Source organism: Hydrogenophaga sp. FW305-3-2-15-A-LB1 (assembly GCF_058787875.1).
In genome coordinates this window covers 41,794-68,208 of record NZ_JBYTAE010000004.1, presented here as the reverse complement: position 1 = coordinate 68,208, position 26,415 = coordinate 41,794, and the positions used below count along the sequence as shown (strand labels likewise).

At 67.3% G+C, this 26,415-nt stretch carries 24 protein-coding genes, 1 tRNA gene and 1 pseudogene; 21 read left to right on the top strand and 5 right to left on the bottom strand.

Going from position 1 to position 26,415, the window contains the following annotated elements:
- Nucleotides 1-93: 93 nt before the first annotated feature.
- The 18 genes from AC3WPZ_RS02035 (at nucleotide 94) to AC3WPZ_RS01950 (ending at nucleotide 16,362) form a co-directional block, all read left to right on the top strand.
- A tRNA-Leu gene (locus tag AC3WPZ_RS02035) sits at nucleotides 94-178 on the top strand.
- 48 nt (nucleotides 179-226) lie between these two features.
- Nucleotides 227-586 (top strand): NADH-quinone oxidoreductase subunit A, encoded by a 360-nt coding sequence (locus AC3WPZ_RS02030; protein WP_204735483.1) that lies wholly within the window; start codon nucleotides 227-229, stop codon nucleotides 584-586.
- A gap of 36 nt (nucleotides 587-622) precedes the next feature.
- Nucleotides 623-1,102: a NuoB/complex I 20 kDa subunit family protein gene (locus AC3WPZ_RS02025; RefSeq protein WP_066270388.1), complete on the top strand. Its 480-nt coding sequence runs from the start codon at nucleotides 623-625 to the stop codon at nucleotides 1,100-1,102.
- 69 nt (nucleotides 1,103-1,171) lie between these two features.
- Complete coding sequence (locus AC3WPZ_RS02020; protein ID WP_382325663.1) at nucleotides 1,172-1,780, top strand: NADH-quinone oxidoreductase subunit C; 609 nt, start codon at nucleotides 1,172-1,174, stop codon at nucleotides 1,778-1,780.
- Nucleotides 1,781-1,867: 87 nt separating this feature from the next.
- Nucleotides 1,868-3,121 (top strand): NADH-quinone oxidoreductase subunit D, encoded by a 1,254-nt coding sequence (locus AC3WPZ_RS02015; RefSeq protein ID WP_382156518.1) that lies wholly within the window; start codon nucleotides 1,868-1,870, stop codon nucleotides 3,119-3,121.
- Nucleotides 3,118-3,642, top strand: coding sequence for an NADH-quinone oxidoreductase subunit NuoE family protein (locus tag AC3WPZ_RS02010; protein WP_382320776.1), 525 nt, complete (start codon nucleotides 3,118-3,120; stop codon nucleotides 3,640-3,642). The genes AC3WPZ_RS02015 and AC3WPZ_RS02010 overlap by 4 nt, the downstream gene beginning before the upstream one ends.
- Nucleotides 3,639-5,012 (top strand): NADH-quinone oxidoreductase subunit NuoF, encoded by a 1,374-nt coding sequence (gene nuoF, locus AC3WPZ_RS02005; RefSeq protein WP_382320773.1) that lies wholly within the window; start codon nucleotides 3,639-3,641, stop codon nucleotides 5,010-5,012. Before AC3WPZ_RS02010 ends, nuoF begins: the two co-directional genes overlap by 4 nt.
- Nucleotides 5,013-5,026: 14 nt before the next feature.
- The gene (gene nuoG, locus AC3WPZ_RS02000; RefSeq protein WP_444686960.1) at nucleotides 5,027-7,159 is read left to right on the top strand and encodes an NADH-quinone oxidoreductase subunit NuoG; all 2,133 of its coding nucleotides are present in this window, start codon (nucleotides 5,027-5,029) and stop codon (nucleotides 7,157-7,159) included.
- A complete protein-coding gene (gene nuoH / locus AC3WPZ_RS01995; RefSeq protein ID WP_291120484.1) occupies nucleotides 7,156-8,232 on the top strand; it encodes an NADH-quinone oxidoreductase subunit NuoH in 1,077 nt (358 codons plus the stop codon). Before nuoG ends, nuoH begins: the two co-directional genes overlap by 4 nt.
- 15 nt (nucleotides 8,233-8,247) lie before the next feature.
- Nucleotides 8,248-8,784, top strand: a complete 537-nt coding sequence (nuoI, locus tag AC3WPZ_RS01990) for an NADH-quinone oxidoreductase subunit NuoI (protein WP_291120482.1) — start codon at nucleotides 8,248-8,250, stop codon at nucleotides 8,782-8,784.
- A gap of 51 nt (nucleotides 8,785-8,835) precedes the next feature.
- The gene (locus AC3WPZ_RS01985) at nucleotides 8,836-9,486 is read left to right on the top strand and encodes an NADH-quinone oxidoreductase subunit J (RefSeq protein ID WP_382156526.1); all 651 of its coding nucleotides are present in this window, start codon (nucleotides 8,836-8,838) and stop codon (nucleotides 9,484-9,486) included.
- Nucleotides 9,483-9,791 carry an NADH-quinone oxidoreductase subunit NuoK gene (gene nuoK, locus AC3WPZ_RS01980; RefSeq protein WP_291120478.1) on the top strand — a complete coding sequence of 103 codons (309 nt, stop codon included), beginning with the start codon at nucleotides 9,483-9,485 and terminating at the stop codon, nucleotides 9,789-9,791. Before AC3WPZ_RS01985 ends, nuoK begins: the two co-directional genes overlap by 4 nt.
- A 40-nt stretch (nucleotides 9,792-9,831) precedes the next feature.
- Nucleotides 9,832-11,877 carry an NADH-quinone oxidoreductase subunit L gene (nuoL, locus tag AC3WPZ_RS01975; RefSeq protein ID WP_382320769.1) on the top strand — a complete coding sequence of 682 codons (2,046 nt, stop codon included), beginning with the start codon at nucleotides 9,832-9,834 and terminating at the stop codon, nucleotides 11,875-11,877.
- A 16-nt stretch (nucleotides 11,878-11,893) separates the two neighbouring features.
- Nucleotides 11,894-13,369, top strand: coding sequence for an NADH-quinone oxidoreductase subunit M (locus AC3WPZ_RS01970; protein ID WP_291120474.1), 1,476 nt, complete (start codon nucleotides 11,894-11,896; stop codon nucleotides 13,367-13,369).
- 27 nt (nucleotides 13,370-13,396) lie between these two features.
- The gene (nuoN, locus tag AC3WPZ_RS01965; RefSeq protein ID WP_382320767.1) at nucleotides 13,397-14,905 is read left to right on the top strand and encodes an NADH-quinone oxidoreductase subunit NuoN; all 1,509 of its coding nucleotides are present in this window, start codon (nucleotides 13,397-13,399) and stop codon (nucleotides 14,903-14,905) included.
- Nucleotides 14,906-14,960: 55 nt separating this feature from the next.
- Entirely contained in the window at nucleotides 14,961-15,263 is a 303-nt protein-coding gene (locus AC3WPZ_RS01960; protein ID WP_444686959.1) for a DUF2818 family protein, read from the top strand.
- Complete coding sequence (locus AC3WPZ_RS01955) at nucleotides 15,263-15,886, top strand: NUDIX domain-containing protein (RefSeq protein WP_382320765.1); 624 nt, start codon at nucleotides 15,263-15,265, stop codon at nucleotides 15,884-15,886. The genes AC3WPZ_RS01960 and AC3WPZ_RS01955 overlap by 1 nt, the downstream gene beginning before the upstream one ends.
- Nucleotides 15,883-16,362 (top strand): DUF1178 family protein, encoded by a 480-nt coding sequence (locus tag AC3WPZ_RS01950; protein ID WP_444686958.1) that lies wholly within the window; start codon nucleotides 15,883-15,885, stop codon nucleotides 16,360-16,362. The genes AC3WPZ_RS01955 and AC3WPZ_RS01950 overlap by 4 nt, the downstream gene beginning before the upstream one ends.
- A gap of 131 nt (nucleotides 16,363-16,493) precedes the next feature.
- Here AC3WPZ_RS01950 and AC3WPZ_RS01945 read toward each other — a convergent pair whose 3' ends face one another.
- A complete protein-coding gene (locus tag AC3WPZ_RS01945; RefSeq protein ID WP_382320760.1) occupies nucleotides 16,494-17,825 on the bottom strand; it encodes a Glu/Leu/Phe/Val family dehydrogenase in 1,332 nt (443 codons plus the stop codon).
- 137 nt (nucleotides 17,826-17,962) lie between these two features.
- A complete protein-coding gene (locus AC3WPZ_RS01940; RefSeq protein WP_382320758.1) occupies nucleotides 17,963-19,747 on the bottom strand; it encodes an ABC transporter transmembrane domain-containing protein in 1,785 nt (594 codons plus the stop codon).
- 89 nt (nucleotides 19,748-19,836) lie between these two features.
- Here AC3WPZ_RS01940 and AC3WPZ_RS01935 point away from each other — a divergent pair, with 89 nt between their 5' ends.
- The 3 genes from AC3WPZ_RS01935 to AC3WPZ_RS01925 all read left to right on the top strand — a co-directional run bounded on the left by AC3WPZ_RS01935 (nucleotide 19,837) and on the right by AC3WPZ_RS01925 (nucleotide 23,223).
- On the top strand, nucleotides 19,837-21,045 hold the full coding sequence (locus tag AC3WPZ_RS01935; RefSeq protein WP_382320756.1) for a YjgN family protein: 1,209 nt from the start codon (nucleotides 19,837-19,839) through the stop codon (nucleotides 21,043-21,045).
- Nucleotides 21,045-22,112, top strand: coding sequence for a M48 family metallopeptidase (locus AC3WPZ_RS01930; RefSeq protein ID WP_382320754.1), 1,068 nt, complete (start codon nucleotides 21,045-21,047; stop codon nucleotides 22,110-22,112). The genes AC3WPZ_RS01935 and AC3WPZ_RS01930 overlap by 1 nt, the downstream gene beginning before the upstream one ends.
- A 496-nt stretch (nucleotides 22,113-22,608) precedes the next feature.
- Complete coding sequence (locus tag AC3WPZ_RS01925) at nucleotides 22,609-23,223, top strand: LysE family translocator (protein ID WP_444686957.1); 615 nt, start codon at nucleotides 22,609-22,611, stop codon at nucleotides 23,221-23,223.
- 10 nt (nucleotides 23,224-23,233) lie between these two features.
- Here the strand turns inward: AC3WPZ_RS01925 and AC3WPZ_RS01920 are convergent, their stop codons facing one another.
- From AC3WPZ_RS01920 to AC3WPZ_RS01910, 3 genes and pseudogenes are all read right to left on the bottom strand, one after another.
- Nucleotides 23,234-24,373, bottom strand: a complete 1,140-nt coding sequence (locus tag AC3WPZ_RS01920; protein ID WP_444686956.1) for a lipocalin-like domain-containing protein — start codon at nucleotides 24,371-24,373, stop codon at nucleotides 23,234-23,236.
- 7 nt (nucleotides 24,374-24,380) lie between these two features.
- The gene (locus AC3WPZ_RS01915) at nucleotides 24,381-25,475 is read right to left on the bottom strand and encodes a PLP-dependent cysteine synthase family protein (protein WP_444686955.1); all 1,095 of its coding nucleotides are present in this window, start codon (nucleotides 25,473-25,475) and stop codon (nucleotides 24,381-24,383) included.
- 6 nt (nucleotides 25,476-25,481) lie between these two features.
- A pseudogene (locus AC3WPZ_RS01910) lies at nucleotides 25,482-26,415 on the bottom strand (ABC transporter permease); the annotation flags it as partial.

Sequence of the window (26,415 nt, the reverse complement as noted above, 5' to 3'; positions counted from 1 at the left end):
CAGCCCCCGGAAACAGGGGGCGTTTCAGGGTAAACTCTATGGGTTGTCAGCAAGGCTCGCACCATTCCTCGCGAGCCCATCAATGCAGACCCAGCCGACGTGGTGAAATTGGTAGACACGCTATCTTGAGGGGGTAGTGGCGAAAGCTGTGCGAGTTCGAGTCTCGCCGTCGGCACCAATCATTGGACAACACGGTCCCACGCCGTGTCAGCGGAATCTACCCAAGATGAGTCTCGAACAATACCTTCCTGTGCTCCTGTTTATCTTGGTGGGTATTGCCGTAGGGATCATCCCGCAGGTTCTGGGCTACATCCTTGGCCCCAACCTCCCGGACGCCGAGAAAAACTCCCCTTACGAATGCGGCTTCGAGGCTTTCGAAGACGCCCGCATGAAGTTCGATGTGCGCTACTACCTGGTGGCCATCCTCTTCATCCTGTTCGACCTCGAAATTGCATTCCTCATTCCCTGGGCCGTGGCGTTCTCCGACATCGGGGCCACGGGCTTCTTCGCTGGCGTGGTGTTCCTGGCCATCCTGACCGTGGGCTTCGCCTACGAATGGAAAAAAGGCGCGCTGGATTGGGAATGAGTTCGACAGACGCGTGCGCGCGCACCGGAGCGGTTCATGATTGAAGGTGTATTCAAGGAAGGTTTCGTCACCACCAGCTACGACTCGGTGGTGAACTGGGCCAAGACCGGCTCGCTCTGGCCCATGACCTTTGGTCTGGCCTGCTGCGCGGTCGAGATGATGCACGCGGCCGCCGCGCGCTACGACATCGGCCGCTTCGGCTCCGAAGTGTTCCGCGCCAGCCCGCGCCAGTCCGATCTGATGATCGTGGCCGGCACGCTGTGCAACAAGATGGCGCCGGCCCTGCGCAAGGTCTACGACCAGATGGCCGAACCGCGCTGGGTGCTGTCCATGGGCTCGTGCGCCAACGGCGGCGGCTACTACCACTACAGCTATTCGGTGGTGCGGGGCTGCGATCGCATCGTGCCGGTGGACGTGTACGTGCCCGGCTGCCCGCCCACGGCCGAGGCGCTGCTGTACGGAATCATCCAGCTGCAGCAGAAGATTCGCCGCACCCACACCATTGCGCGTGCCTGAGCGCGGCGCCCCTGACATCGCTAGCACGTCACTGGCCCTGAAAGAACCCTGTTCATGACCGACACCGCCATGACTCCCCCTGCCGTCGAGCCCGAGGCGCTGAAGAACTCGCTGGCGGGTCTGCTGGGCGACAAGGCCCAATCCCTCCAGGTGGTCCGCGAAGAGCTCACGCTCACGGTGAAGGCGGCCGACTACCTGGCCGTCATGCAGACCCTGCGCGATGCGCCCGAGGCCCGCTTCGAACAGCTCATCGACCTCTGCGGCATGGACTACCAGACCTACGGCGATGGCCGCTGGGAAGGCCAGCGCTTCGCGGCGGTGGTGCACCTGCTGTCCGTCACCCACAACCACCGCGTTCGCGTGCGCGTGTTCTGCCCCGAAGACGATTTCCCGGTGCTGGCGTCGGTGACCCCGCTGTGGGCCGCGGCCAACTGGTACGAGCGCGAGGCCTTCGACCTGTACGGCATCGTCTTCGAAGGCCACGACGACCTGCGCCGCATCCTGACCGACTACGGCTTCATCGGCCACCCGTTCCGCAAGGACTTCCCGCTGTCGGGCCACGTCGAAATGCGCTACGACGCCGAGCGCCAGCGCGTGATCTACGAGCCGGTGACCATCGAGCCGCGCGAGATCACGCCGCGCATCATCCGCGAAGACAACTACGGCGGGCTTCACTGATGCACCCCCACGCTCATCACTTCGTGTATTCGCTGCCCCCCGAGGGGGCGCGGGCTTCCCTTGGGACGGCCCGGCGGGAGCCCTGACATGGCAGAGATCAAGAACTACACCCTGAACTTCGGCCCGCAGCACCCGGCCGCGCACGGCGTGCTGCGCCTCGTGCTGGAGCTGGACGGCGAGGTCGTGCAACGCGCCGACCCGCACATCGGCCTGCTGCACCGCGCCACCGAAAAGCTGGCCGAGCACAAGACCTACATCCAGTCGCTGCCCTACATGGACCGGCTGGACTACGTGTCCATGATGTGCAACGAGCACGCCTACTGCCTGGCCATCGAGAAGCTGCTGGGCATCGAGGTGCCGATCCGCGCGCAGTACATCCGCGTGATGTTCAGCGAGATCACGCGCCTGCTCAACCACCTGATGTGGCTGGGTTCGCACGGCAACGATTGCGGCAGCTCGACCATCCTGATCTACGCGTTCCGCGAGCGTGAAGACCTGTTCGACATGTACGAAGCCGTCTCGGGTGCGCGCATGCACGCGGCCTACTTCCGTCCGGGCGGCGTGTACCGCGATCTGCCGGACAGCATGCCGCAGTACAAGCACAGCAAGATCCGCAACGCGCGCGCCATGGAGCAGATGAACACGAACCGCCAGGGTTCGCTGCTGGACTTCATCGACGACTTCACCCGGCGCTTCCCGACCTACCTGGCCGAATACCACACGCTGCTGACCGACAACCGCATCTGGAAGCAGCGCACCGTCGGCATCGGTGTGGTCACGCCCGAGCGCGCGCTCAACCTGGGCATGACCGGCCCCATGTTGCGCGGCTCCGGCATCGCCTGGGACCTGCGCAAGAAGCAGCCCTACGACGTGTACGGCCAGATGGACTTCGACATCCCGGTCGGCAAGACCGGCGACTGCTACGACCGCTACCTCGTCCGCATGGAGGAGATGAAGCAGTCCAACCGCATCATCGAACAATGCTCGAAATGGCTGCGCGCCAATCCCGGCCCGGTGATCACCGACAACCACAAGGTGGCCGCGCCCGCCCGTGAGGCCATGAAGGCCAACATGGAAGAGCTGATCCACCACTTCAAGCTCTTCACCGAAGGTTTCCACGTGCCCGAAGGCGAGGCCTACGCGGCGGTCGAACACCCCAAGGGCGAGTTCGGCATCTACCTCGTGAGCGATGGCGCCAACAAGCCCTACCGCCTGAAGATCCGCGCGCCCGGTTTCGCGCACCTCGCCACCATGGACGAGATGGCGCGCGGCCACATGCTGGCCGACGCGGTGGCCATCATCGGCACCATGGACATCGTTTTCGGAGAGATCGACCGATGAGCACCGTCACGCCCGAGTCCTTCCAGGAGGCCACGATCCGGCGCTTCGACCGCGAGGTCGCGAAGTACCCCGACGAGCAGCGCATTTCCGCGGTGATGGCCTGCCTGTCCATCATCCAGCAGGAAGAGGGCCACGTGAGCCCTGAAGCCGAGGTGGCGCTGGCCGCCTACCTGCGTGTCGAACCGATCGCGGTGCACGAGGTCACGACCTTCTACAACATGTACAACCAGCGGCCGGTGGGCAAGTTCAAGCTCAACGTCTGCACCAACCTGCCGTGCCAGCTGCGCGACGGCAACAAGGCCCTGCACCACCTGGAGCAGAAGCTGGGCATCACCATGGGCGAGACCACGGTCGACGGCCTGTTCACGCTGCAGCAGAGCGAATGCCTGGGTGCCTGCGCCGACTCCCCCGTGATGCTGGTCAACGACCGCCACATGTGCAGCTTCATGAGCAATGAGAAGCTGGACCAGCTGGTCGACGGCCTCAAATCGTCCGTGCAGGCCTCGGAAGGACAAGCATGAACGCCGAGCAGATCCTCTCGCAGTTCCGCGCCACCGGCGTGCAGACCTGCTTCCACGGCCGCCACATCGAACCGCAGATCTACGCCGGCCTCGATGGCAGCAACTGGTCGCTCGAGGACTACGTGGCCCGCGGTGGTTACCAGGCCCTGCGCAAGGTGCTGGGCCAGGACGGCTCACCGCCGGCCGGTGATCCGCCCGTCGTGGGCATGACGCAGGACCAGGTGATCGCCACGCTCAAGGAATCGGCGCTGCGCGGCCGGGGCGGTGCGGGCTTCCCCACCGGCCTGAAGTGGAGCTTCATGCCGCGCCAGTTCCCGGGCCAGAAGTACCTGGTGTGCAACTCGGACGAAGGCGAGCCCGGCACCTGCAAGGACCGCGACATCCTGCTGTACAACCCGCACATCGTCATCGAGGGCATGGCCATCGCGGCGTATGCGATGGGCATCAGCGTGGGCTACAACTACATCCACGGCGAGATCTTCGAAGCCTATGAGCGCTTCGAGGCGGCACTGGAAGAGGCGCGCGCCGCCGGCTTCCTGGGCGACGGCATCATGGGCAGCGGCTTCAACTTCCAGCTGCACGCCGCGCACGGTTTCGGCGCCTACATCTGCGGTGAAGAAACCGCGCTGCTCGAATCGCTCGAAGGCAAGAAGGGCCAGCCTCGCTTCAAGCCGCCGTTCCCGGCCAGCTTCGGCCTGTACGGCAAGCCCACCACCATCAACAACACCGAGACCTTCGCGGCGGTGCCCTGGATCATCCGCAACGGCGGCGCGGCCTACCTGGCCTGCGGCAAGCCGAACAACGGTGGCACCAAGATCTATTCGGTCTCGGGCGACGTGGAGATGCCGGGCAACTACGAAGTGCCATTGGGCACGCCGTTCAGCAAGCTGCTGGAGCTCGCCGGTGGCGTGCGCAAGGGCCGCACGCTCAAGGCCGTGATCCCCGGTGGCTCGTCGGCTCCGGTGCTGCCCGCGCACATCATGATGGAGTGCACGATGGACTACGATTCCATTGCCAAGGCCGGCTCCATGCTGGGCTCGGGTGCCGTCATCGTGATGGACGACTCGCGCTGCATGGTCGAGTCGCTCAAGCGCCTGTCCTACTTCTACATGCACGAATCCTGTGGTCAGTGCACACCCTGCCGCGAAGGCACGGGCTGGCTCTGGCGCATGGTGGACCGCATCGATCGCGGCCTGGGCAAGCCCGCCGACATGGCGCTGCTCGACAACGTGGCCGAGAACATCATGGGCCGCACCATCTGCGCCCTGGGCGATGCGGCGGCCATGCCGGTGCGCGCCATGATCAAACACTTCCGGCATGAGTTCGAGGCCAAGATCACGGCTGCTCAGACGCCCGCCAAGGCCGCTTAAGAGAAGACATTCCCATGGTTGAAATCGAACTCGACGGCAAGAAGGTGGAAGTGCCCCCGGGCAGCATGGTCATGCATGCGGCCGAGAAGGCGGGCACCTACATCCCCCACTTCTGCTACCACAAGAAGCTGTCCATCGCGGCCAACTGCCGCATGTGCCTGGTCGACGTGGAGAAGGCGCCCAAGCCCATGCCGGCCTGCGCCACGCCGGTCACGCAGGGCATGATCGTGCGCACCAAGAGCGACAAGGCGATCAAGGCTCAGCAGTCGGTGATGGAGTTCCTGCTCATCAACCACCCGCTGGACTGCCCCATCTGCGACCAGGGTGGCGAATGCCAGCTGCAGGATCTGGCCGTGGGCTATGGCGGCTCCGGTTCGCGCTACGAAGAAGAAAAGCGCGTGGTGTTCCACAAGGACGTGGGCCCGCTGATCTCCATGGAAGAGATGAGCCGCTGCATCCACTGCACCCGCTGCGTGCGCTTCGGCCAGGAAGTGGCCGGCGTGATGGAGCTGGGCATGTCGCACCGCGGCGAACACGCCGAGATCGAGACCTTCCTGGGCGACACGGTGGACTCCGAACTCTCGGGCAACATGATCGACATCTGCCCGGTCGGCGCGCTCACCAGCAAGCCCTTCCGCTACAGCGCCCGCACCTGGGAGCTCTCGCGCCGCAAGAGCGTGAGCCCGCACGACTCCACCGGCGCCAACCTGATCGTCCAGGTGAAGAACCACAAGGTCATGCGCGTGGTGCCGCTGGAAAACGAAGCCGTCAACGAATGCTGGATCGCCGACCGTGACCGCTTCTCGTACGAAGCCGTCAACAGCGAAGAACGCCTGACCTCGCCCATGCTCAAGCAGGGCGGTGAATGGAAGACGGTCGACTGGCAGACCGCGCTCGAGTACGTGGCCAATGGCCTGAAGCAGGTCAAGGCCGACCACGGCGCCGCCGCCATCGGCCTGCTGGCCAGCCCGCACAGCACGCTCGAAGAGCTGGCCCTGGCCGGTGCCCTGGTGCGGGGGTTGGGCAGCCAGAACATCGACGCGCGCCTGCGCCACGCCGATTTCTCGAACACGGCACCCACCGGTGCTGCCCGCTGGCTGGGCCTGCCGATCGCATCGCTCTCCACGCTGCAGCGCGTGCTCGTGATCGGTTCCAACCTGCGCAAGGACCACCCGCTGTTCGCGCAGCGCATCCGCCAGGCCCAGCGCAAGGGCGCGCAGGTCAACGTGCTCAACGCCGTGGCGCAGGACTGGGCCATGCCGGTGAAGAACACCGTGCTGGCCGACAGCGGCCTGTGGGTGTCGGCGCTGGCCGGCATCGCGGCCGCCATCGGCGCCGAAACGGGTGCCGCTGCACCGGTGAGTGGCGAGGCCACGGACGCGCACCGCGCGGTGGCCAAGTCCCTGCTGGGTGGCGAACAGAAAGCCATTCTGCTGGGCAACGCGGCAGCGCACCACGCCAAGGCGGCCAGCCTGCTCGCGCTCGCGAACTGGATCGCGCAGCAGACTGGCGCCACGGTGGGTTACTTCAGCGAAGCGGCCAACACCGTGGGCGCGCAGCTGGTGAACGCCGTGCCGGGGCAGGGCGGTCTGAACGCCGGCCAGATGCTGGTGGGCCAGCTCAAGGCCGCCATCCTGCTCAACACCGAACCCGCCCAGGACACCGCCGTCGGTGCCACGGGTCTGGCGGCGGCCGGCATGGTCGTCACCCTCAGCCCCTTCAAGACCAACCTCGACGTGAGCGACGTGCTGCTGCCCATCGCGCCGTTCACCGAAACCTCGGGTTCCTTCGTGAACGCCGAAGGCCGCCTGCAAGGCTTCCACGCCGTCGTGCGCCCGCTGGGCGACACGCGCCCGGCCTGGAAGGTGCTGCGCGTGCTCGGCAACCTGCTGGACCTGCCGGGCTTCGACGCCGATTCGTCGCAGGCCGTGCTGGCCGCGGCGCTGCCGGGCGTGAGCAACGGCGCCGTGGTTGATGCCGCCCGCCTGTCCAACGCGAGCAGCGCGGCGATCGACACGTCGCCCGCCGAAGTGGCGCCCTGCGTGGCGTCCATCTACCAGCTCGACGGCCTGGTGCGCCGCTCGACCGCCCTGCAACTCACCGCCGATGCGCGGACCGCTCAAGCCCTGGAAGGAGCCGCAGCGTGATCGATGCGATGTACAACGGCGGCCTGGGCCTGATCGCCGCCGACTGGTGGGCCACCGGTGCCTGGCCCGTCATCTGGAACCTGATCAAGATCGTGGTCGTGCTCGCTCCCCTGATGGGCGCGGTGGCCTACCTCACGCTGTGGGAGCGCAAGCTGCTCGGCTGGATCCAGGTGCGCCACGGTCCCAACCGCGTGGGCCCCTTCGGCCTGCTGCAACCGATCGCCGACGCGCTCAAGCTGCTGACCAAGGAACTGATCCGCCCCAGCGCGGCCAGCAACGGCCTGTTCCGCCTCGGCCCCGTCATGGCCATCATGCCGGCGTTGGCCGCGTGGGTCGCGATTCCTTTCGGCCCGGAGGCGATCATCGCCAACGTGAACGCCGGCCTGCTGGTGATCCTGGCCATCACCTCGATCGAGGTCTACGGTGTGATCATCGCCGGCTGGGCGTCCAACTCCAAGTACGCCTTCCTGGGCGCGCTGCGCGCCTCGGCACAGATGGTGAGCTACGAAATCGCCATCGGCTTCTGCTTCCTGGTGGTGGTCATGACCGCCGGCAGCCTGCACCTGGGCGAGATCGTGGCCTCTCAGGCGCGCGGCATGGGCGCCAACATGGGCCTGGGCTTCCTGTCCTGGAACTGGCTGCCCCTGCTGCCGATCTTCTTCGTCTACCTGATCTCCGGCGTGGCCGAAACCAACCGCCACCCCTTCGACGTGGTCGAAGGCGAGGCCGAGATCGTGGCCGGCCACATGGTCGAGTACTCGGGCATGGGCTTCGCCATCTTTTTCCTGGCCGAGTACGCCAGCATGTGGCTGGTGTCCGTGCTGGCCGTGCTGATGTTCCTGGGCGGCTGGCTGTCGCCGATCGCCGCGCTCGACTTCATTCCCGGCTGGATCTGGCTCGGCATCAAGACCTGTGTCGTGGTGTCCATGTTCATCTGGATCCGCGCCACCTTCCCCCGCTTCCGCTACGACCAGATCATGCGTCTGGGCTGGAAGATCTTCATCCCTGTCACGCTGATCTGGCTGCTCCTCGTGGGCGCGCTCATGCAGACCCCGTGGAACCTCTGGAAATAAGCCGGGCGAACGACCATGTCCACCACCACCGCCAATTCCACCGCGCCGTCCGCGCACGCCGCGCCGTTCTCCTTCCGCGATTTCTTCAACAGTTTCCTGCTGGTGGAGCTGTTCAAGGGCATGGCCCTAACGGGCCGCTACGCCTTCAAGCGCAAGGTCACGGTGCAGTTCCCCGAGGAGAAGACGCCGCTGTCGCCGCGCTTCCGTGGCCTGCACGCCCTGCGCCGTTACGAGAACGGTGAAGAGCGCTGCATCGCCTGCAAGCTCTGCGAAGCCGTCTGCCCGGCGATGGCGATCACCATCGAATCCGATGTGCGCGCCGATGGTTCGCGCCGCACCACGCGCTACGACATCGACCTGACCAAGTGCATCTTCTGCGGCTTCTGCGAAGAAAGCTGCCCGGTCGATTCCATCGTCGAGACGCACGTCCTCGAATACCACGGCGAGAAGCGCGGCGACCTGTATTTCACCAAGGAGATGCTGCTGGCCGTGGGCGACCGCTACGAATCCGAGATCGCCGCCGCCCGGGCCTCCGACGCCCCCTACCGCTGACCGGCGCCGAACCGATTCGGCCGGACCAGACGACACAAGAACCACGACGCCATGGATTACCAGACCGGCTTTTTCTACCTGTTCGCCGCGGTGCTGCTGTACGCAGGCTACCGCGTGATCACCGCGCGCAACCCGGTGCATGCCGTGCTGCACCTCATGCTCGCGTTCTCGCAGGCGGCGGCGCTGTGGCTGTTGCTGCGCGCCGAGTTCCTGGGCATCACGCTGGTGCTGGTGTACCTGGGCGCGGTGATGGTGCTGTTCCTCTTCGTCGTGATGATGCTGGACATCAACCTGGACACGGTGCGCCAGGGCTTCTGGAAGCACTTCCCGGTGGCGGCCTTGCTCGGCGCCTTCGTGGCGGCCGAACTCATCGCCGTGCTGTGGGCCGGTTTCCCCACGGTCACGGGCAATCCGGGCGCGGTGGCCGCCGACCCGGGCTACTCCAACACCCGTGAACTGGGCGTGCTGCTGTACACCGAGTACCTATACCCGATCGAAGTGGCCGCCGTGATCCTGCTGGTGGCCATGATCGCGGCCATCGCGCTGACCCTGCGCCAGCGCAAGGACAGCAAGGCCATCAACCCCAATCTGCAGGTGCACGTGCGCGCCAGCGACCGCCTGGTGGTGCTGCCCATGAACGCCACGCAGAAAGCCGCCCCCGCCGCCGAAGCGGCAGCCGCCCAGGAGGGCCAGAAACCATGACCGTCTCGCTGGGCCATTTCCTCGCCGTCGGCGCGATCCTGTTCGCGATCTCGGTCGTGGGCATCTTCCTGAACCGCAAGAACCTCATCGTTCTGCTCATGGCCATCGAACTGATGCTGCTGGCCGTGAACATGAACTTCGTGGCCTTCTCGCATTTCCTGGGCGACATGCACGGCCAGGTCTTCGTGTTTTTCATCCTGACCGTGGCCGCCGCCGAATCGGCGATCGGTCTGGCCATTCTGGTGCTGCTGTTCCGCAACAAGTCGTCGATCAGCGTCGAAGAACTCAACACCCTCAAGGGTTGAGGCCAGGGCCACCCCACACGAGAACTCAGGCAAGAACCCCATGAGCACCACCCTCTCTGCAAGCACCTTGCTCGCCGTTCCGCTGGCCCCATTGCTGGGTTCGGCGATCGCCGGCATCCTGGGCACCACCTTCGGCGGCAACGTGATCGGCCGCCGCGCCTCGCACACCTTCACCATCCTGGGCGTGCTGGTGGCCTTCATCCTCTCGGCCATGACGCTCAAGAGCGTGGCCGTGGACGGCGCGCGCTTCAACGAGACCATCTACACCTGGATGGTGGTGGGCGGCCTGAAGATGGAGATCGGCTTCCTGGTCGATGGCCTCACCGCGATGATGATGGTGGTCGTCACCTTCGTCTCGCTCATGGTGCACCTCTACACCATCGGCTACATGGAAGAGGACGACGGCTACAACCGCTTCTTCGCCTACATCTCGCTGTTCACCTTCTCCATGCTCATGCTGGTCATGAGCAACAACCTGCTGCAGCTGTTCTTCGGCTGGGAAGCGGTGGGCCTGGTGTCCTACCTGCTGATCGGGTTCTGGTTCAACAAGCCCACGGCCATCTTCGCCAACATGAAGGCCTTCCTGGTCAACCGCGTGGGCGACTTCGGCTTCATCCTCGGCATCGGCCTGATCGTGGCCTACGCTGGCACCATGAACTACACCGAGGTGTTCGCCAAGGCGCCCGAACTCGGTACGCTGGGCTTCCCCGGCACCGACTGGATGCTGATCACCGTGATCTGCATCTGCCTGTTCATCGGCGCCATGGGCAAGAGCGCGCAGTTCCCGCTGCACGTCTGGCTGCCCGACTCCATGGAAGGCCCCACGCCCATCTCGGCGCTGATCCACGCCGCCACCATGGTGACCGCCGGCATCTTCATGGTCGCGCGCATGTCGCCGCTGTTCGAGCTGTCGGACACCGCGCTCAACTTCATCCTGGTCATCGGCGCGATCACCGCGCTGTTCATGGGTTTCCTGGGCATCATCCAGAACGACATCAAGCGCGTGGTGGCGTACTCCACGCTCTCGCAGCTGGGCTACATGACGGTGGCGCTGGGCGCCTCCGCCTACTCGGTGGCCGTGTTCCACCTGATGACCCACGCCTTCTTCAAGGCGCTGCTGTTCCTGGCCGCCGGCTCGGTCATCATGGGTCTGCACCACAACCAGGACATCCGCTGGATGGGTGGCGTGCGCAAGTACATGCCCATCACCTGGATCACCTCGCTGCTGGGCACGCTGGCCCTGATCGGCACGCCGCTGTTCTCCGGTTTCTATTCCAAGGACAGCATCATCGAGGCGGTGCACTTCAGCAACCTGCCCGCCGCCGGCTTCGCGCACTTCGCGGTGCTCGCGGGCGTGTTCGTCACCTCGTTCTACTCGTTCCGCCTCTACTTCCTGGTGTTCCACGGCAAGGAGCGCTACGACCAGAACCCGGACGCCCACCACGGTCACCACGATGACCATGGCGACCACCACGACGACCATGGGCACGGCCACGGCGATGGCAAGCCGCACGAGTCGCCCTGGGTGGTGACGGTGCCGCTGCTGCTGCTGGCCATTCCTTCGGTGGTGATCGGTTTCATCACCATCCAGCCCATGCTGTTCGGTGACTTCTTCAAGGACGCCATCACCATCAACACCGCGGCCCACCCGGCCATGGTGAAGTTCGGCGAGATGTTCCACGGCCCCCTGGCCATGGCGACCCACGCGCTGTCGACCGCGCCGCTGTACCTGGCGCTGGCCGGCGCGGTGTGCGCCTGGTACATGTACCTGATCAACCCGGCCGTGCCGGCCGCCATCGCGCGCGCGCTGCGCCCGCTGATCGTGGTGCTGGAGAACAAGTACTACCTGGACTGGTTCAACGAGAACGTGCTGGCCCGTGGCGCGCGCGCGCTGGGTGTCGGCCTCTGGAAGGGCGGCGACCGGGGCGTGATCGAAGGCGGCGTGGTCAACGCCAGCTGGAAGCTGGTGGGTGTGGTGTCCTCGGTCGTGCGCCGCGCGCAGACCGGTTACCTCTACCACTACGCGCTCATGATGATCGTGGGCGTGCTGCTGTTCATGACGTATTTCGTCTGGCTCGCCAAATAAGAAGAGGGATAACAAGATGGGTTTGCTGAGCCTTGCAATCTGGACGCCGATCTTCTTCGGCGTCGTGCTGCTGGCCCTGGGCCGCGACGATCAGGCGCACGTGGTGCGCTGGGTCGCGCTGGTGGGCGCCATTGCCGGCCTGGCCGTCACCGTGCCGCTGTACACCGGCTTCGAGCTGGGCACCGCCGCCATGCAGTTCGTCGAGAAGCGCGCCTGGATCGAGAACTTCAACGTCAACTACCACCTGGGCGTGGATGGCATCTCGCTCTGGCTGATCTTGCTGACCGCCTTCATCAACGTGGTGGTGGTGGTGGCGAGCTGGGAGTCGATCACCTCGCGCGTCAACCAGTACATGGGCGCCTTCCTGATCCTCTCGGGCCTGATGATCGGTGTCTTCAGCGCGCAGGACGCGATGCTGTTCTACGTGTTCTTCGAAGCCACGCTGATCCCGATGTACCTGATCATCGGCATCTGGGGTGGCCCGAACAAGATCTACGCGGCCTTCAAGTTCTTCCTGTACACCTTGCTGGGCTCGCTGCTCATGCTGGTGGCCCTGATCTACCTGTACACGCAGTCCGGCGGCAGCTTCGCGCTGGCCGACTGGTACAAGCTGCCCCTGGGCGGCACCGCGCAGACCCTGCTGTTCTTCGCCTTCTTCGCCGCCTTCGCGGTGAAGGTGCCGATGTGGCCGGTGCACACCTGGCTGCCCGACGTGCACGTGGAAGCCCCCACCGGCGGTTCGGCCGTGCTGGCGGCCATCATGCTCAAGCTGGGTGCCTACGGTTTCCTGCGCTTCTCGCTGCCCATCCTGCCCGATGCCGCGCACGAATGGGCCTGGCTGATGATCGCGCTCTCGCTCATCGCCGTGATCTACGTGGGCCTGGTCGCCATGGTGCAGCAGGACATGAAGAAACTCGTGGCCTATTCGTCGGTCGCCCACATGGGCTTCGTCACCCTGGGCTTCTTCGTCTTCAGCGACCTCGGCGTCTCCGGCGCGATCGTGCAGATGATCGCTCACGGCTTCGTCTCGGCCGCGATGTTCCTGGGCATCGGCGTGCTGTACGACCGCGTGCACTCGCGCGAGATCGCCGACTACGGCGGCGTGGTCAACACCATGCCCAAGTTCGCCGCCTTTGCGCTGCTCTTCACCATGGCCAATTGCGGCCTGCCGGGCACCGCCGGTTTCGTGGGCGAGTGGATGGTCATCATCGCCGCCGTCAAGGCCAACTTCTGGATCGGCCTGCTGGCCGCCTCGGCCCTGATCTTCGGCGCCGCGTACTCGCTGTGGATGTACAAGCGGGTCTACCTCGGCAGCGTGGGCAACGACAACGTCAAGGCCCTGGTCGACATCAACGCGCGCGAATTCCTGGTGCTGGGCGTGCTGGCGCTGGCCGTGCTCTACATGGGTGTCTATCCCAAGCCCTTCACCGACGTGATGGATGCGTCCGTGGCCGAACTGTTGCGCCACGTCGCCATCTCCAAACTGAACTGAGCTCACGCTACACGAGAGAACGCTCACATGATTGACAAGCTCAGCTGGGTCGCGGCCTACCCAGAAATCCTCCTGATGACGATGGCCTGCGTGATCGCGCTGGTCGATCTGGCGGTGAAGACGCCGCTGCGCGGCGTCACCTACGGCCTGACGCTGCTGACGCTGGGCGTCATCGCGGTGCTGCAGGGCCTGGCCGCGAGCTCGGGCAACACCGTCTACGGCTTCGGCGGCATGATCGTCAGCGACCCCATGGGCAACTGGCTCAAGTGCTTCGCCTCCATCGCCATGATGGTCACCTTCGTGTACGGCCGCGCCTACTCGGGCCAGCGCGACATGCTGCGCGGCGGCGAGCTGTTCAGCCTGGGCATGTTCGCGCTGCTGGGCATGTTCGTCATGATCTCCAGCCACCACTTCCTGGTGATCTACCTCGGCCTGGAGCTGCTCACGCTCTCCAGCTACGCCCTGGTGGCGCTGCGCCGCGACGACGTGAAGGCCACGGAAGCGGCCATGAAGTACTTCGTGCTGGGCGCGCTGGCCAGCGGTTTCCTGCTCTACGGCCTGTCCATGGTCTATGGCGCCACCGGTTCGCTGAACCTCACCGAGGTGATGCTGACCATCGCGGGCGGCGACGACACGCTCGTGGGCTCGCCGCAGGTGCTCACCCTTGGCCTGGTGTTCGTGGTGGCCGGCCTGGCCTTCAAGCTCGGCGTGGTGCCCTTCCACATGTGGGTGCCCGACGTGTACCACGGTGCGCCGACCGCCATCACCCTGATGATCGGTGGCGCACCCAAGCTGGCCGCCTTCGCCATCGTGATCCGCCTGCTGGTCGAAGGCCTGCAGCCGCTGGCCGTGGACTGGCAGCAGATGCTCGCGGTGCTCGCCGTCATGTCGCTGCTGGTGGGCAACCTCGCCGCCATCGCGCAGAACAACCTCAAGCGCATGCTGGCTTTCTCGACCATCGCGCAGATGGGCTTCCTGATGCTGGGCCTGCTCGCGGGCGTGGTGCAGGGCGCCGACGGCCTGGACAGCAGCAACATGGCCAACGCCTACGGCTCGTCCATGTTCTATGTCGTCACCTACGTGCTGACCACGCTGGGCACCTTCGGTGTGATCCTGCTGCTCTCGCGCAGCGGCTTCGAGTCGGAGAACATCAGCGACCTGGCCGGCCTGAACCAGCGCAGCCCGCTGTACGCCGGCGTCATGGCGGTCTGCATGTTCTCGCTGGCCGGTGTGCCGCCGCTGGTGGGTTTCTACGCCAAGCTCGCCGTGCTGCAGGCGCTGCTGGCTTCGAGCGCCGCGTTCTATGTGGGCCTGGCCGTGTTCGCGGTGATCATGTCGCTGATCGGCGCGTTCTATTACCTGCGCGTGGTCAAGATCATGTACTTCGATGCGCCCACGCAGACCGCCGAGATCGAGGCCGGGCTGGACGCGCGCGCGGTGCTCTCGGTCAACGGCCTGCTGGTGCTGGTGCTCGGCATCGTGCCTGGCGGCCTCATGACCCTGTGCGCCCAGGCCGTGGCGCAACTGCTGGCCTGATCGCGTTGGCGGCGCACCGGTGAACTTGCCGGTGGCCGCCGGCTCACACCGTTCCATGACCCACACACTCTCTGTCTGGCTGGTGCTGATCACCGCCTTCGTCGCGGCCAACCTGCCTTTCCTCAACAACCGTTGGCTGGCCGTGCTGCCGCGCCGCGCGCCCAAGACGCTGTGGATGCGCGTGGGTGAACTGGTGCTGCTGTACTTCTTGGTCGGTGCGTTGGGCCTGGCGCTCGAACGCGACGCCGGCCAGATCGCCCCCCAGGGCTGGGAGTTCTACGCCACCACGGGTTCGATGTTCCTGACCTTGGCCTTCCCCGGCTTCGTCTACCGCTACCTGTTTCGCCGCCGCGGCTGATGGCCGAGCTGCCCATGGCCGACGACAGCCACCTCCGAGAAACCCCGCTGTCGCGCACCGAGTTGCTGCGCGGGCATTTCCTGCACGTGGTGCGCGACACCGTGCGCATGCCCGATGGCGCCCACGCCACGCGCGAGTTCGTGCTGCACCCGGGCGCCGTGATGGTGATCGGCCTGCTGGACGATGGCCGCGTGGTGATGGAGCGGCAGTTCCGCCACCCCATGCAGGCGGTGATGATCGAATTCCCCGCCGGCAAGCTCGACGCGGGCGAGGGCAGCCTGGCGTGCGCGCAGCGCGAGCTGCTCGAGGAAACGGGCTACAGCGCCCGCGAATGGGCCTTCGCCGGCCGGCTCGCGCCCACCATCGCCTATTCCGACGAAGTCATCGACATCTGGTTCGCGCGCGGCCTCACGCTCGGTGAGCGCCAGCTCGACGAAGGCGAATTCCTGGACGTGTTCGCCGCCACCCCCGCCGAGCTGCAGGCCTGGTGTTTCAGCGGCGAGGTGATCGACTGCAAGACCCTGATCGGCTCCATGTGGCTGCAGAACGTGCAGCGCGGCGAATGGGTTCTGGAGTGGGCCACCCACCCGAACGGGGCGGATGCGGGACAATCCGGGGCATGAAGGTCCTCAACCTGCAGTGCGCGCACCAGCACGAGTTCGAAGGCTGGTTCGGCTCCGAAGACGACTACACGAGCCAGCTCGAGCGCGGCCTGGTGTCGTGCCCGATGTGTGGCGATGTGCACATTCAGAAGAAGCTCTCGGCACCGAGGCTGAATCTGCGCGCCGGTCGCCAGGAGGCGCAGGCGCCGGCCGAACCGGCCGCCGGCACCGCGGTGGCCATGAGCAACCACGGTGGCCAGCCCGACCTGGTGGCCATGCAGGCGCGCATCATGCAGGCGCTGCGCGAGGTGATGGCGAACACCGAAGACGTGGGTGAACGTTTCGCCGACGAAGCCCGGGCCATGCACCATGGCGAGGTCGAGCATCGGCAGATCCGGGGCCAGGCCAGCCCGCAGGAAGCCCTCGAACTCATGGAGGAGGGCATCGAGGTGATCGCCTTGCCCTCCGTGCCCGGCATCAAAGAAACGCTGCAGTAGCCTCTCCGAGGCGCGTGCCTCACCCCAGAGATGCCGTGGAACCGGCTTCGCCGGGCCACAGGCATCGTCCCCCCTCCAAGCGCCGAAGGCGCGCCAGAGAGGGGGGAAGCCGCGCAGCGGCGCAGGGGGAGTTACGGATACAGGCCTCGCAGGTCGCGCGCGTGCAGGATGCGCTTGCAGGCCACGATGAAGGTCGCCGTGCGCAGGCTCACCTTGTTCTCGTCGGCCACCTGCCACACGGCGGCGAAGGCGTCCTTCATGATCTTGACCAGGCGGGCGTTGATCTCGTCCTCGCTCCAGAAGAAGCTGGAGAAGTCCTGCACCCACTCGAAGTAGCTCACCGTCACGCCGCCGGCGTTGGCGATCACGTCGGGCAGCACCAGCACGTTGCGCTCGTGCAGGATGTCGTCGGCCTGCGGCGTGGTCGGGCCGTTGGCGCCCTCGATCACCATGCGCGCCTGGATGCGGCCGGCGTTGGCCTCGGTGATTTGCGATTCGAGCGCGGCGGGGATGAGGATGTCGCAGGGCACGTCCCAGAAGGCGTCGTTGGCCATCACTTCGGCACCGGCAAAACCCGCCACCGTGCCGGCGCGCTTCACATGGTCCAGCAGCGCGGGCACGTCGAGGCCGGCCTCGCGGTAGATGGTGCCGCCGTGGTCCTGCACCGCGACCACCTTGGCGCCGGCCTCGGCGAACAGCTTGCCGGCCACGCCGCCCACGTTGCCGAAGCCCTGCACGGCCACGCGCGCGGTGGACACGTCCAGGCCGATGCGGCGCGCCGCTTCCACGCCCACGGTGAACACGCCGCGGCCCGTGGCCTCGCGCCGGCCCAGCGAGCCGCCCAGGTCCACCGGCTTGCCGGTGACCACGCCGGTGGCGGTGGCACCCTCGTTCATCGAGTAGGTGTCCATCATCCAGGCCATGATCTGCTCGTTCGTGTTCACGTCCGGCGCCGGGATGTCCTTGGTCGGACCGATGATGATGCCGATCTCGCTCGTGTAGCGGCGCGTCACGCGCTCGAGCTCACCGATCGTGAGCTGGCGCGGGTCCACGCGGATGCCGCCCTTGGCACCGCCGTAGGGCACGTTCACCGCCGCGTTCTTGATCGACATCCAGGCCGACAGGGCCATCACCTCGGACAGCGTCACGTCCTGGTGGAAACGAACACCACCCTTGCCCGGGCCGCGCGAGGTGTTGTGCTGCACGCGGTAACCCTCGAAGTGGGCCACGGTGCCGTTGTCCAGGTGGATCGGCACGTCCACGATCAGCGTGCGCTTGGGCCGCTTGAGGGTGTCGACCCAGCGCGCCAGCGGGCCCAGGTAGGGCGCGACACGGTCCACCTGTTGCAGGTAGACGCCCCAGGGGCCGAGGTGCTTGGGGTCGAGGTAGGAGGGGAGGGCTTGCGTGAAAACGGCCGGGGCGCTGGTGGCGCTGCCGGCCGGAAGGGGCGGTGTTTGTGACATGGAAGATTCCTTGTGGTGTGTGGCCCTGTGCTGAGCCAACAAGCGGAAGCTTACGGAGATGCCTTCCTCATGTCCAAGGCCATGATGCCATCGTGTTATGCATAGATTGCATAGTTGAACTTTTTTCTACAGATGGGCTACACGTTGAACTGCAGCGCCGCCAGCCCCGCGTACACGCCGCCCTGCGCCACCAGCTCGGCGTGCGTGCCCTGTTCCACCAGCCGGCCGTGGTCGAGCACCACGATGCGGTCGGCCTGCTGCACCGTGGCCAAGCGGTGGGCGATCACGAGCGTGGTGCGGTCCTTCATGGCCGATTCCAGCGCGGCCTGCACCATGCGCTCGCTCTGCGCGTCCAGCGCGCTGGTGGCCTCGTCGAGCAGCAGCAGGGGCGGGTTCTTGAGCATGGCGCGCGCGATCGCGATGCGCTGGCGCTGCCCGCCCGAGAGCCGCACGCCGCGCTCGCCCAGGAAGGTGTCGTAACCCTCGGGCAGTTTCTCGATGAACTCGTCGGCGAACGCGGCGGCCGCCGCCGCGCGCACCTCGGCGTCGCTCGCGCCGGGCTTGCCGTAGCGGATGTTCTCCATCGCGCTGCTGGAGAAGATCACCGGGTCCTGCGGCACGATGCCGATGCGCTGGCGCAGCGCGTGCAGGTCCAGCTGGTCGATCGGCACGCCGTCGAGCCGGATGCTGCCCAGCGCCGGGTCGTAGTAGCGCAGCAGCAGGCCGAACACGGTCGTCTTGCCCGCGCCGCTGGGCCCGACCAGCGCCACCGTCTGCCCCGGCTGCACGGCCAGCGTGAAACCGCTGAGCGCCGCCTGCGCCGGGCGCGAGGGGTAGTGGAAGGTGACGTCGTCGAAGGCCAGCGCGCTGCCGCCTTGCGGTGCCGGCGCCTGCAAGGGCCGCGCGGGTGACTGCACCGGCGATTCACTGGCCAGCAGCTCCATCAGTCGTTCGCTCGCGCCCGCGGCGCGCAGCAGGTCGCCATACACCTCGCCCAGCACCCCCACCGCACCGGCCAGGATGATGATGTAGACCACGGTCTGGCCCAGGTGCCCGGGCGTGATGGTGCCGGCCAGCACCGCCTGTGTGCCCTGGTACAGGCCCCAGAGCAGCAGCGCGGCCGTGCTGATGATGATGAAGGCCACCATGCCGGCGCGGGCCTTGGTGCGGCGGATGGCGGTGACGAAGGCGCTCTCCGTCGAGTCCTTGAAGCGCCCCGCCTCGCGGTCTTCGGCGGTGTAGCTCTGCACGATGGGGATGGCGTTGAGCACCTCGGCCGCGATCGCGCTGGAGTCGGCCACGCGGTCCTGGCTGGCGCGCGAGAGCTTGCGCACGCGCCGCCCGAACCACATGCTGGGCAGCACCACCAGCAGGATGATCAGCAGCACCTGCAGCATCACATACGGGTTGGTCCACACCAGCATGATCAGCGCGCCGATGCCCATCACGCCATTGCGCAGGCCCATGGAGAGCGAGGAGCCCACCACGGTCTGCACCAGCGTGGTGTCGGTGGTCAGGCGCGAGAGCACCTCGCCGGTCTGCGTGGTCTCGAAGAACTGCGGGCTCTGCCGCAGCACGTGGCTGTAGACCGCGTGGCGCAGGTCGGCCGTGATGCGTTCGCCCAGCCAGCTCACCAGGTAGAAGCGCGCGGCGGAGAACAGGCCCAGGGCCACCGCCACGGCGAAGAGTTCGAGGAAGTGGCCGCGCAGCCCCATGGCCTGCGCGCTGCGATCGCCCGCCACCAGGCCGCCGTCGATCAGGCCGCGCAGGGCCACCGGAAACAGCAGCGTGGCAACGGCCGCCAGCACCAGGAACAGCATCGCCAGCACGATCTGGGTGCGGTAGGGCCGCATGAAGGGCAGCAGGCCGCCGAGCGAGGTGGGCGATTCGGCTTTGGGGCGGTCGGAGGAGGGTGTGGGCATGGTGCAGAGTGTGCCGGTTTTGGGGGCCGGGCGTGAATGGGGGCTCGGTGCTAGGATGCCTCCCAATTTTTCAATTTCAAGGGACGGGGATGGCACAACAGGACGATTTCGCGCCCACCGTGGCGCTGGCGGATGAGCGCGCCGCGGCGGCGGCGCAGGCGCTGGACATCCGGTTCACCGGCTCGGGCAGCGAGTACTTCCGCATCTGGATCGTGAACCTGCTGCTCACGCTGGTCACCCTCACCCTGTATGCGCCGTTCGCGCGCGCGCGGCGCATCGCCTACTTCCAGAACAACACCCTGGTCGGCGGCGACCCGCTGGGCTTCCACGCCGACCCCTGGAAGATGTTCCGCGGCTACCTGCTGGTGCTGCTGCTGGGCGTGGGTTACTGGGCGGTGTCGAACTTCCTGCCCCACCTGGCGTGGATCGCGCTGCTGGTTTTCATGGTGCTCTGGCCCGCGCTGTGGCGCGCCTCGCTGCAGTTCCGGCTGCGCAACACCAGCTGGCGCGGCGTGCGCCTGAGCTTCGCGGGGGATCTGAAGGGCGCCTACCTCAGCATGCTGCCCTTCTTCCTGCCCGCGCTGGCCTTCGTGCTGTTCCTGCCCGCCGTGACCGAAGGCGAAGAGATGGCGCCCGAGGTGGCCCGGCGCAGCGGCATCGTGATCGGCTCGGTGGTGCTGCTCTTCACGGCGCTCATGCCCTGGCTCCTGGCGCGCATCAAACGCTACCAGCATGGGGGCTATGTGTTCGCGCAGCAGCGCACGCAGCTGGACACCGGCACCGGCCGCTTCTACGGGCTGTTCCTGAAAACGGGAGGTGTGAGCCTGCTGGTGGGCCTGGTGGGCGCCGCGCTGGTCGCCCTGGTGCTGTTCGTGCTGGCGCGTGGCATGTTCGGCGACCTGGCGGCCGGCCAGCGGCGGGCCCTGGTGGCGCTGGTGGTGCCGGTGGCGCTGGGGGTGATCTACCTGCTGATCCCGCTGGTGAGCGCCCCGTACTTCGGCGCGCGTTTCCAGGACCTGCTGTGGAACGGCACGCGCAGCGAGAAGGTCCGCTTCGGCAGCGCGCTGCGCTTTCGCAGCCTGTTCCGCGTCACCCTGGTCAACTGGCTGCTGATCGTGGTGACGCTGGGCCTGTACTGGCCCTTCGCCAAGGTGCGCACCGCGCGCCTGAAGCTCGAGGCCATGTCCTTGGCGGTCGATGGGCCGGTGGATGACTGGCTGGCGAGCGCGCAGCAGGCCGGCAAGGGGGTGCTGGGCGACGCGGCCGGCGACTTCTTCGGCATGGACATGGGGCTCTGATGGGCGCTGCGCCGGCCTCGCTGCACAGCCAGTGGTTCGACGGCCAGTCGCCCAAGCCGCGCGCGGTGACGCTGCGCGTGGAGGCGGGCGAGCTGCTCATGCAAGCGGGTGAGGACACGCGGCGCTACCCGCTGGCGCGCGTGCGCTGGCCCGAGCGGCGCACGCACGGCCAGCGTCAGGCCGAGTTGCCCGACGGCGGTCTCATCCAGCACGCCGATGCGGCGGCGTGGGACGCCTGGGCGCAGGCCAGCGGTTTGCAGGATAGCGCGGTGGTGGGCTGGATGCAGAGCTGGCGCGCCGCGCTGGTGGCGCTCGCGGGTTCGGTGGTGTTCCTGGGGGCCGCCTGGTTGTGGGGCGTGCCGTGGTTGAGCCAGACGCTGGCGCACCAGGTGCCGGATTCGCTGGACCGGCATGTGGGTCAGCAGAGCTTGCAGCAGCTGGACCGCCTGTTTCTGCGGCCCAGCGCCTTGCCGCAGAAGCGGCAGGACGAGTTGCGCCAGCGTTTCAAGTCGCTGGTGGATCGTGCTTATCCGCAGGGGGATGCGCCGCACTGGGAGCTGGCGTTCCATGCCTCGCCGGTGTTGGGCGCGAATGCGTTTGCGTTGCCGGGTGGTTACATGGTGATGACGGACGAGTTGGTGGAGTTGTTGCACGACCAGCCGGATGCGTTGGTGGGTGTGTTGGCGCACGAGTTGGGCCATGTGGAGCACCGCGATGGGCTGGACATGGTGGTGCGCGCGAGTCTGATCAGTGCATTGGTGGGGGTGGTGTTGGGGGATGCGAGCGGTTTTCTGGCCACGGTGCCGGCGACGTTGGCGACCCAGGCCTATTCGCGCGACACCGAGCGGCGCGCGGATGCGCATGCGGCTCGGCTGATGCACGCGGGGGGTGTGCCGCCGGCGGCCATGGCGGTGTTTTTCGAGCGCATGCTTGTTGAGGCCGACAAGGACTCTTCTCCGCAGGATGAGGAGGACCGTGTGTCGTTGCCCATCGCGATTGGCAGCCATCCGGATCACTTGGAACGCATCCGGTTTTTTCGGGAGTGGCGGCCTGAGGACTCGCGCTAGTTTCTGACCTTGCACCTCGCGCTGCCGGATGGCGTGGTCCGCGTTCTCCGGCGCTGCTCGCGGACGGCTGCCCGGGTTCGCCACCGTTACCTCGTCAACTCCGCCCCCTCACTCAGGCTCTGTGGCAACCGCGAATGGGCGCCTGCGCCCGCGAACCCCACCATCCGTCGAGAGGGAGGGAATGGAACGCCATTCAAGTGAAACTTGAATTCAACCACTTGAATTCCAACCATGCCACTGGGTCGATGGTGCGGGTGGCCGGGCGCAGGCGCCCATTCGCGGTTGCCACAGAGGGTGAGTGAGCGGGTGGTATTGACGAAGCGGTATGCGAGCGCCCGGGCAGCCGTCCGCGAGCAGCGCCGGAGAACGGCCACCCGCACCAGCGGCCCCGAGACCAAGTTGGCACAAGGGCCCCGAGACCAAGTCACCCCAGCCAAGCCACACGAACCAAAACCACGCCCTATGGCAACATGACCACCCTAAAAGGAGCCACCACATGATCACCCTGGAATTCCTGATCACCTCCCTCATCGTCGTCCTCATCCCCGGCACAGGCGTGGTGTTCACCGTGTCCGCCGGGCTGGTGCAGGGAAAGCGGGCCAGCCTGTTCGCCTCACTCGGCTGCACCCTGGGCATCGTGCCCCACCTGCTGGCCACCGTGCTCGGCCTCGCCGCCGTCATGCACACCAGCGCGCTCGCCTTCCAACTCCTCAAATACGCCGGCGTCGCCTACCTCCTCTACCTGGCCATCGCCACCTGGCGCGACCGCTCGGCCTTCGTGGTGCAGGAAGGCGGCGCACGGCGCAGCGCCCTCAGCCTCAGCGTCAAAGCCTTCCTCCTCAACATCCTCAACCCCAAACTCACCATCTTCTTCCTCGCCTTCCTGCCCCAGTTCGTCGACCCCGCCGCCACCTCGCCCCTGGGCCAACTGCTCCTGCTCAGCGGCGTCTTCATGGCCATGACCTTCGGCGTCTTCGTGCTCTACGGCCTGCTCGCGCACGCCTTCCGCCGCACGGTCATCGACTCGCCGCGCGTGCAGGACTGGCTGCGCCGCGGCTTCTCCGCCGCCTTCGCCGGCCTGGGCGCGCAACTCGCGTTCACCGAACGCTGACGCACCGCGCTCACAGCACCAGCCGCTGCACGTAGCCCGTCATCTCCAGGTAGCCCCGCCCCACGGCCTTGCCGTTGCTGTCGATCAGGTCGGACAGCCCCTCCCAATACACCGTGCCGGTGCTCGAACGGCTGTCGAGTTCCTGCGGGTCGATGACGGCCTTCACCGTGTAGAAATCGCCCGGCGTGCGCACCACCCACTCCACCGGGTAGCGCGCGCGCGTGAGCGGGCTGGTCCACCAGCGCCGGGGCTGGAAGTCCACCTCGCCCGGGCTGAAGCGGTAGAGGTCGGTGGCGCTTTGCGCGCTGCCCGCCGCGCGGAACGAGCCGCCCGCCCAGAGCTTGCTGCCGTCCTTGCGGCGCAGCTGGAAGGCCGTGAGGCTGTGGCCCTCGAAGAGGTTCATGCCGATCCAGTCCCAGCCCACCGCCTCGGGGTGCAGCAGGGCCTCGCTCCATTCGTGGTCCAGCCAGGCGGTGCCGCGCACCTCGAAGCGCTGGCCTTTGAGCGCCAGCGTGCCTTGCACGGCCAGGTGCGGCTGGCTCACGTAGAAGCTGGCCTGCGACGCGTCCGGCCCCTTGCGCGAAAACCCCTGGTCGCCCTGCAGCAGCCAGGCCTGCTGCGGCACCGCCTGCAGATCGATGCCGAGTTCGTCGCCCACCACGCGCGCGGTGTAGTGGCCGGTGTCGGGCCGGCGCCGCAGCGACCAGTCGCGCAGCACCACCTGCGTGTCCTCGGCGCTGGCGAACACGCCGCGCTCGGCGACTGGCGCGGGCGGCTCGCCGTCCCAGCGCGCGATGCGCTGGTCGTGCAGCAAGCGGCCGCCCTGCACGTCGGTGATGGCCGCGTGCGCGAACAGCAGCTGCTTCGCGGCCAGCGGGCCGCGCAGGGCCTGCGTGCCGTCCACGCGGCTGCGGAAGAACGTCACCTGGAAACCGAAGTCGCGCCCGGCCGCGTCCTTCGCCTGGCCGGTGAGGTACCACCATTCGGTGCGCGTCTCGTTGTGCGTGCCGTGGTCGCGCGGGAACACGAGTGGGCGCGGCCGCAGCGCATCGCCCGGGCGGTGCGCCGGTTGTGCATGAACCAGGGGCCAGGCCAGCCCCGCCGCACCCAGCAGCAGGTGCCGCCGCGTGGGAAGCCCGGGCCGATTCATGGCGCCATCAACCTTGCAGCTGCGCCCGCACGCGCGCGAGCGAGGGCGCGACATCGCCGAAGCGCTCCTGCGCCCAGCCGGGGTCGAAGTAGGTCTGGCGGTAGCGCTCGCCGCTGTCGCAGAGCAGCGAAAGAAGGGCGCCGCTCTCACCCCGCGCCTTCATGCCCTGCGCCAGGTCCAGCATGGCCACCAGGTTGGTGCCGGTGGACGGGCCCACGCGACGGCCCAGCAGGTCGGACAGGGCGTGCATCGCGGCCAGCGAATCGGCATCGGACACCTCCAGCATGCGGTCGATCAGGCTGGGGATGAAGCTGGGTTCCACGCGCGGGCGCCCGATGCCTTCGATGCGCGAGCCCGGCGCGGTGAGCGTGCCGTCGCGCAGCCGGTGGTATGCGCAGAACACCGAGCCCGCCGGGTCGGCCACGCACAGCTGGCTGGCGTGGCGCCGGTAGCGCAGGAAGCGGCCGATGGTGGCGCTGGTGCCGCCTGTGCCCGCGCCGACCACGATCCAGCGCGGCACCGGGTGGCGTTCGTGCGCCATCTGCTCGAACATGCTCTGCGCGATGTTGTTGTTGCCGCGCCAGTCGGTCGCGCGCTCGGCGTTCGTGAACTGGTCCATGTAGTGGCCACCGGTTTCCTTCGCGAGCGCGTGGGCCGCGGCGTACACCTCGCCGGTGGTCTCCACGAAGTGGCAGCGCCCACCGTAGAGGGCGATCTGGTCCAGCTTTTCCTGCGAGGTGCTGCGCGGCATCACGGCGATGAAGGGCAGGCAGAGCAGGCGGGCGAAGTAGGCCTCGCTCACGGCGGTGGAACCGCTGGACGCTTCCACGATGGTGGTGCCTTCGTGCACCCAGCCGTTGCACAGCGCGTAGAGAAACAGCGAGCGCGCCAGCCGGTGCTTCAGGCTGCCGGTGGGGTGGGTGGACTCGTCCTTGAGATAGAAGTCGATGCCGTGCGCCGCCCAGCCGGGCAGGGGCAGGGCGATGAGGTGCGTGTCGGCGCTGCGGCAGAAGTCGGCCTCGATGCGCGCGATGGCCTGGTGCACCCAGGCGGTGGAGGGGGTCATGTCGATCTTCGGTGAAGGCGGGGGGGAGGCAGGCATTGTGTATTACCAGTCTTCCTTCACCGCGCGCACCGCATCGCGGCTGGCGGCGGCCTGGCCGGCCAGCCAGGCGGTGAGCGTGCCGGCCACCACCACGGCGGCGCACAGCGCGAGCAGGCGGGCCCAGGGCAGCACGAGGTCCATGGTCCAGTGGAAGCTCTGCGGGTTGACCACGTGCACCAGCACCAGGCTCACGGCCAGGCCGAGCGCGAGGCCGGCGAGCGCGCCGAGCACCGTCCAGGCCAGGCCTTCGAGCGCCACCACGCCCAGGATCTGCGACCGCGTAAGGCCCAGGTGCGCGAGCAGGCCGAATTCGCGGCGGCGCGCCAGCACCTGCGCGCTGAAGCTCGCGGCCACGCCGAACAGGCCGATGCCGATCGCCACCGCCTGCAGCCACACGGTGACGGCGAAGCTGCGGTCGAAGATGCGCAGCGAGTTGGCGCGGATCTGGCCGACCGAGGCGAACTCGATGGCATTCGCCGCACCCTGTGCCTCGGCCAGCGCGCGGATGCGTTCGCGCACCGCGTTTTCGTCGGCCCCTTCGGCCAGGTGCAGCGCGAGGTCGTTCACGCGCGCGTCGCCGGTGAGGCGCACGAAGTCGGCTCGGTCCATCACCACGCTGCCGTGCTGGCGCGCGTAGTCGCGCCACACGCCGGCCACGAAGAAGCGCGTGCCGCGCACCTGCGGCTCGGCGAAGGCCTGCGCGAGCGCGGGCAGCCAGCTGCCGGGCCGGGCACCGTACAGGTCCACCATGGCCTCGCTCACATAGACCGTGACCACGCGCTGTTCGCCCTCGGGCACGGCAGGGGCGGGCAGGGGGTTGCCCACCAGGGGCAGGCTGAGCGTGCCGCCGGTGGTTCTCTCCAGCGGGCGCGTGAGCAGCGCGATGGCGGGGCGCTCGGGCGCGAGCTGCACCGGCGTGGGGCGCGTGGACACGCTG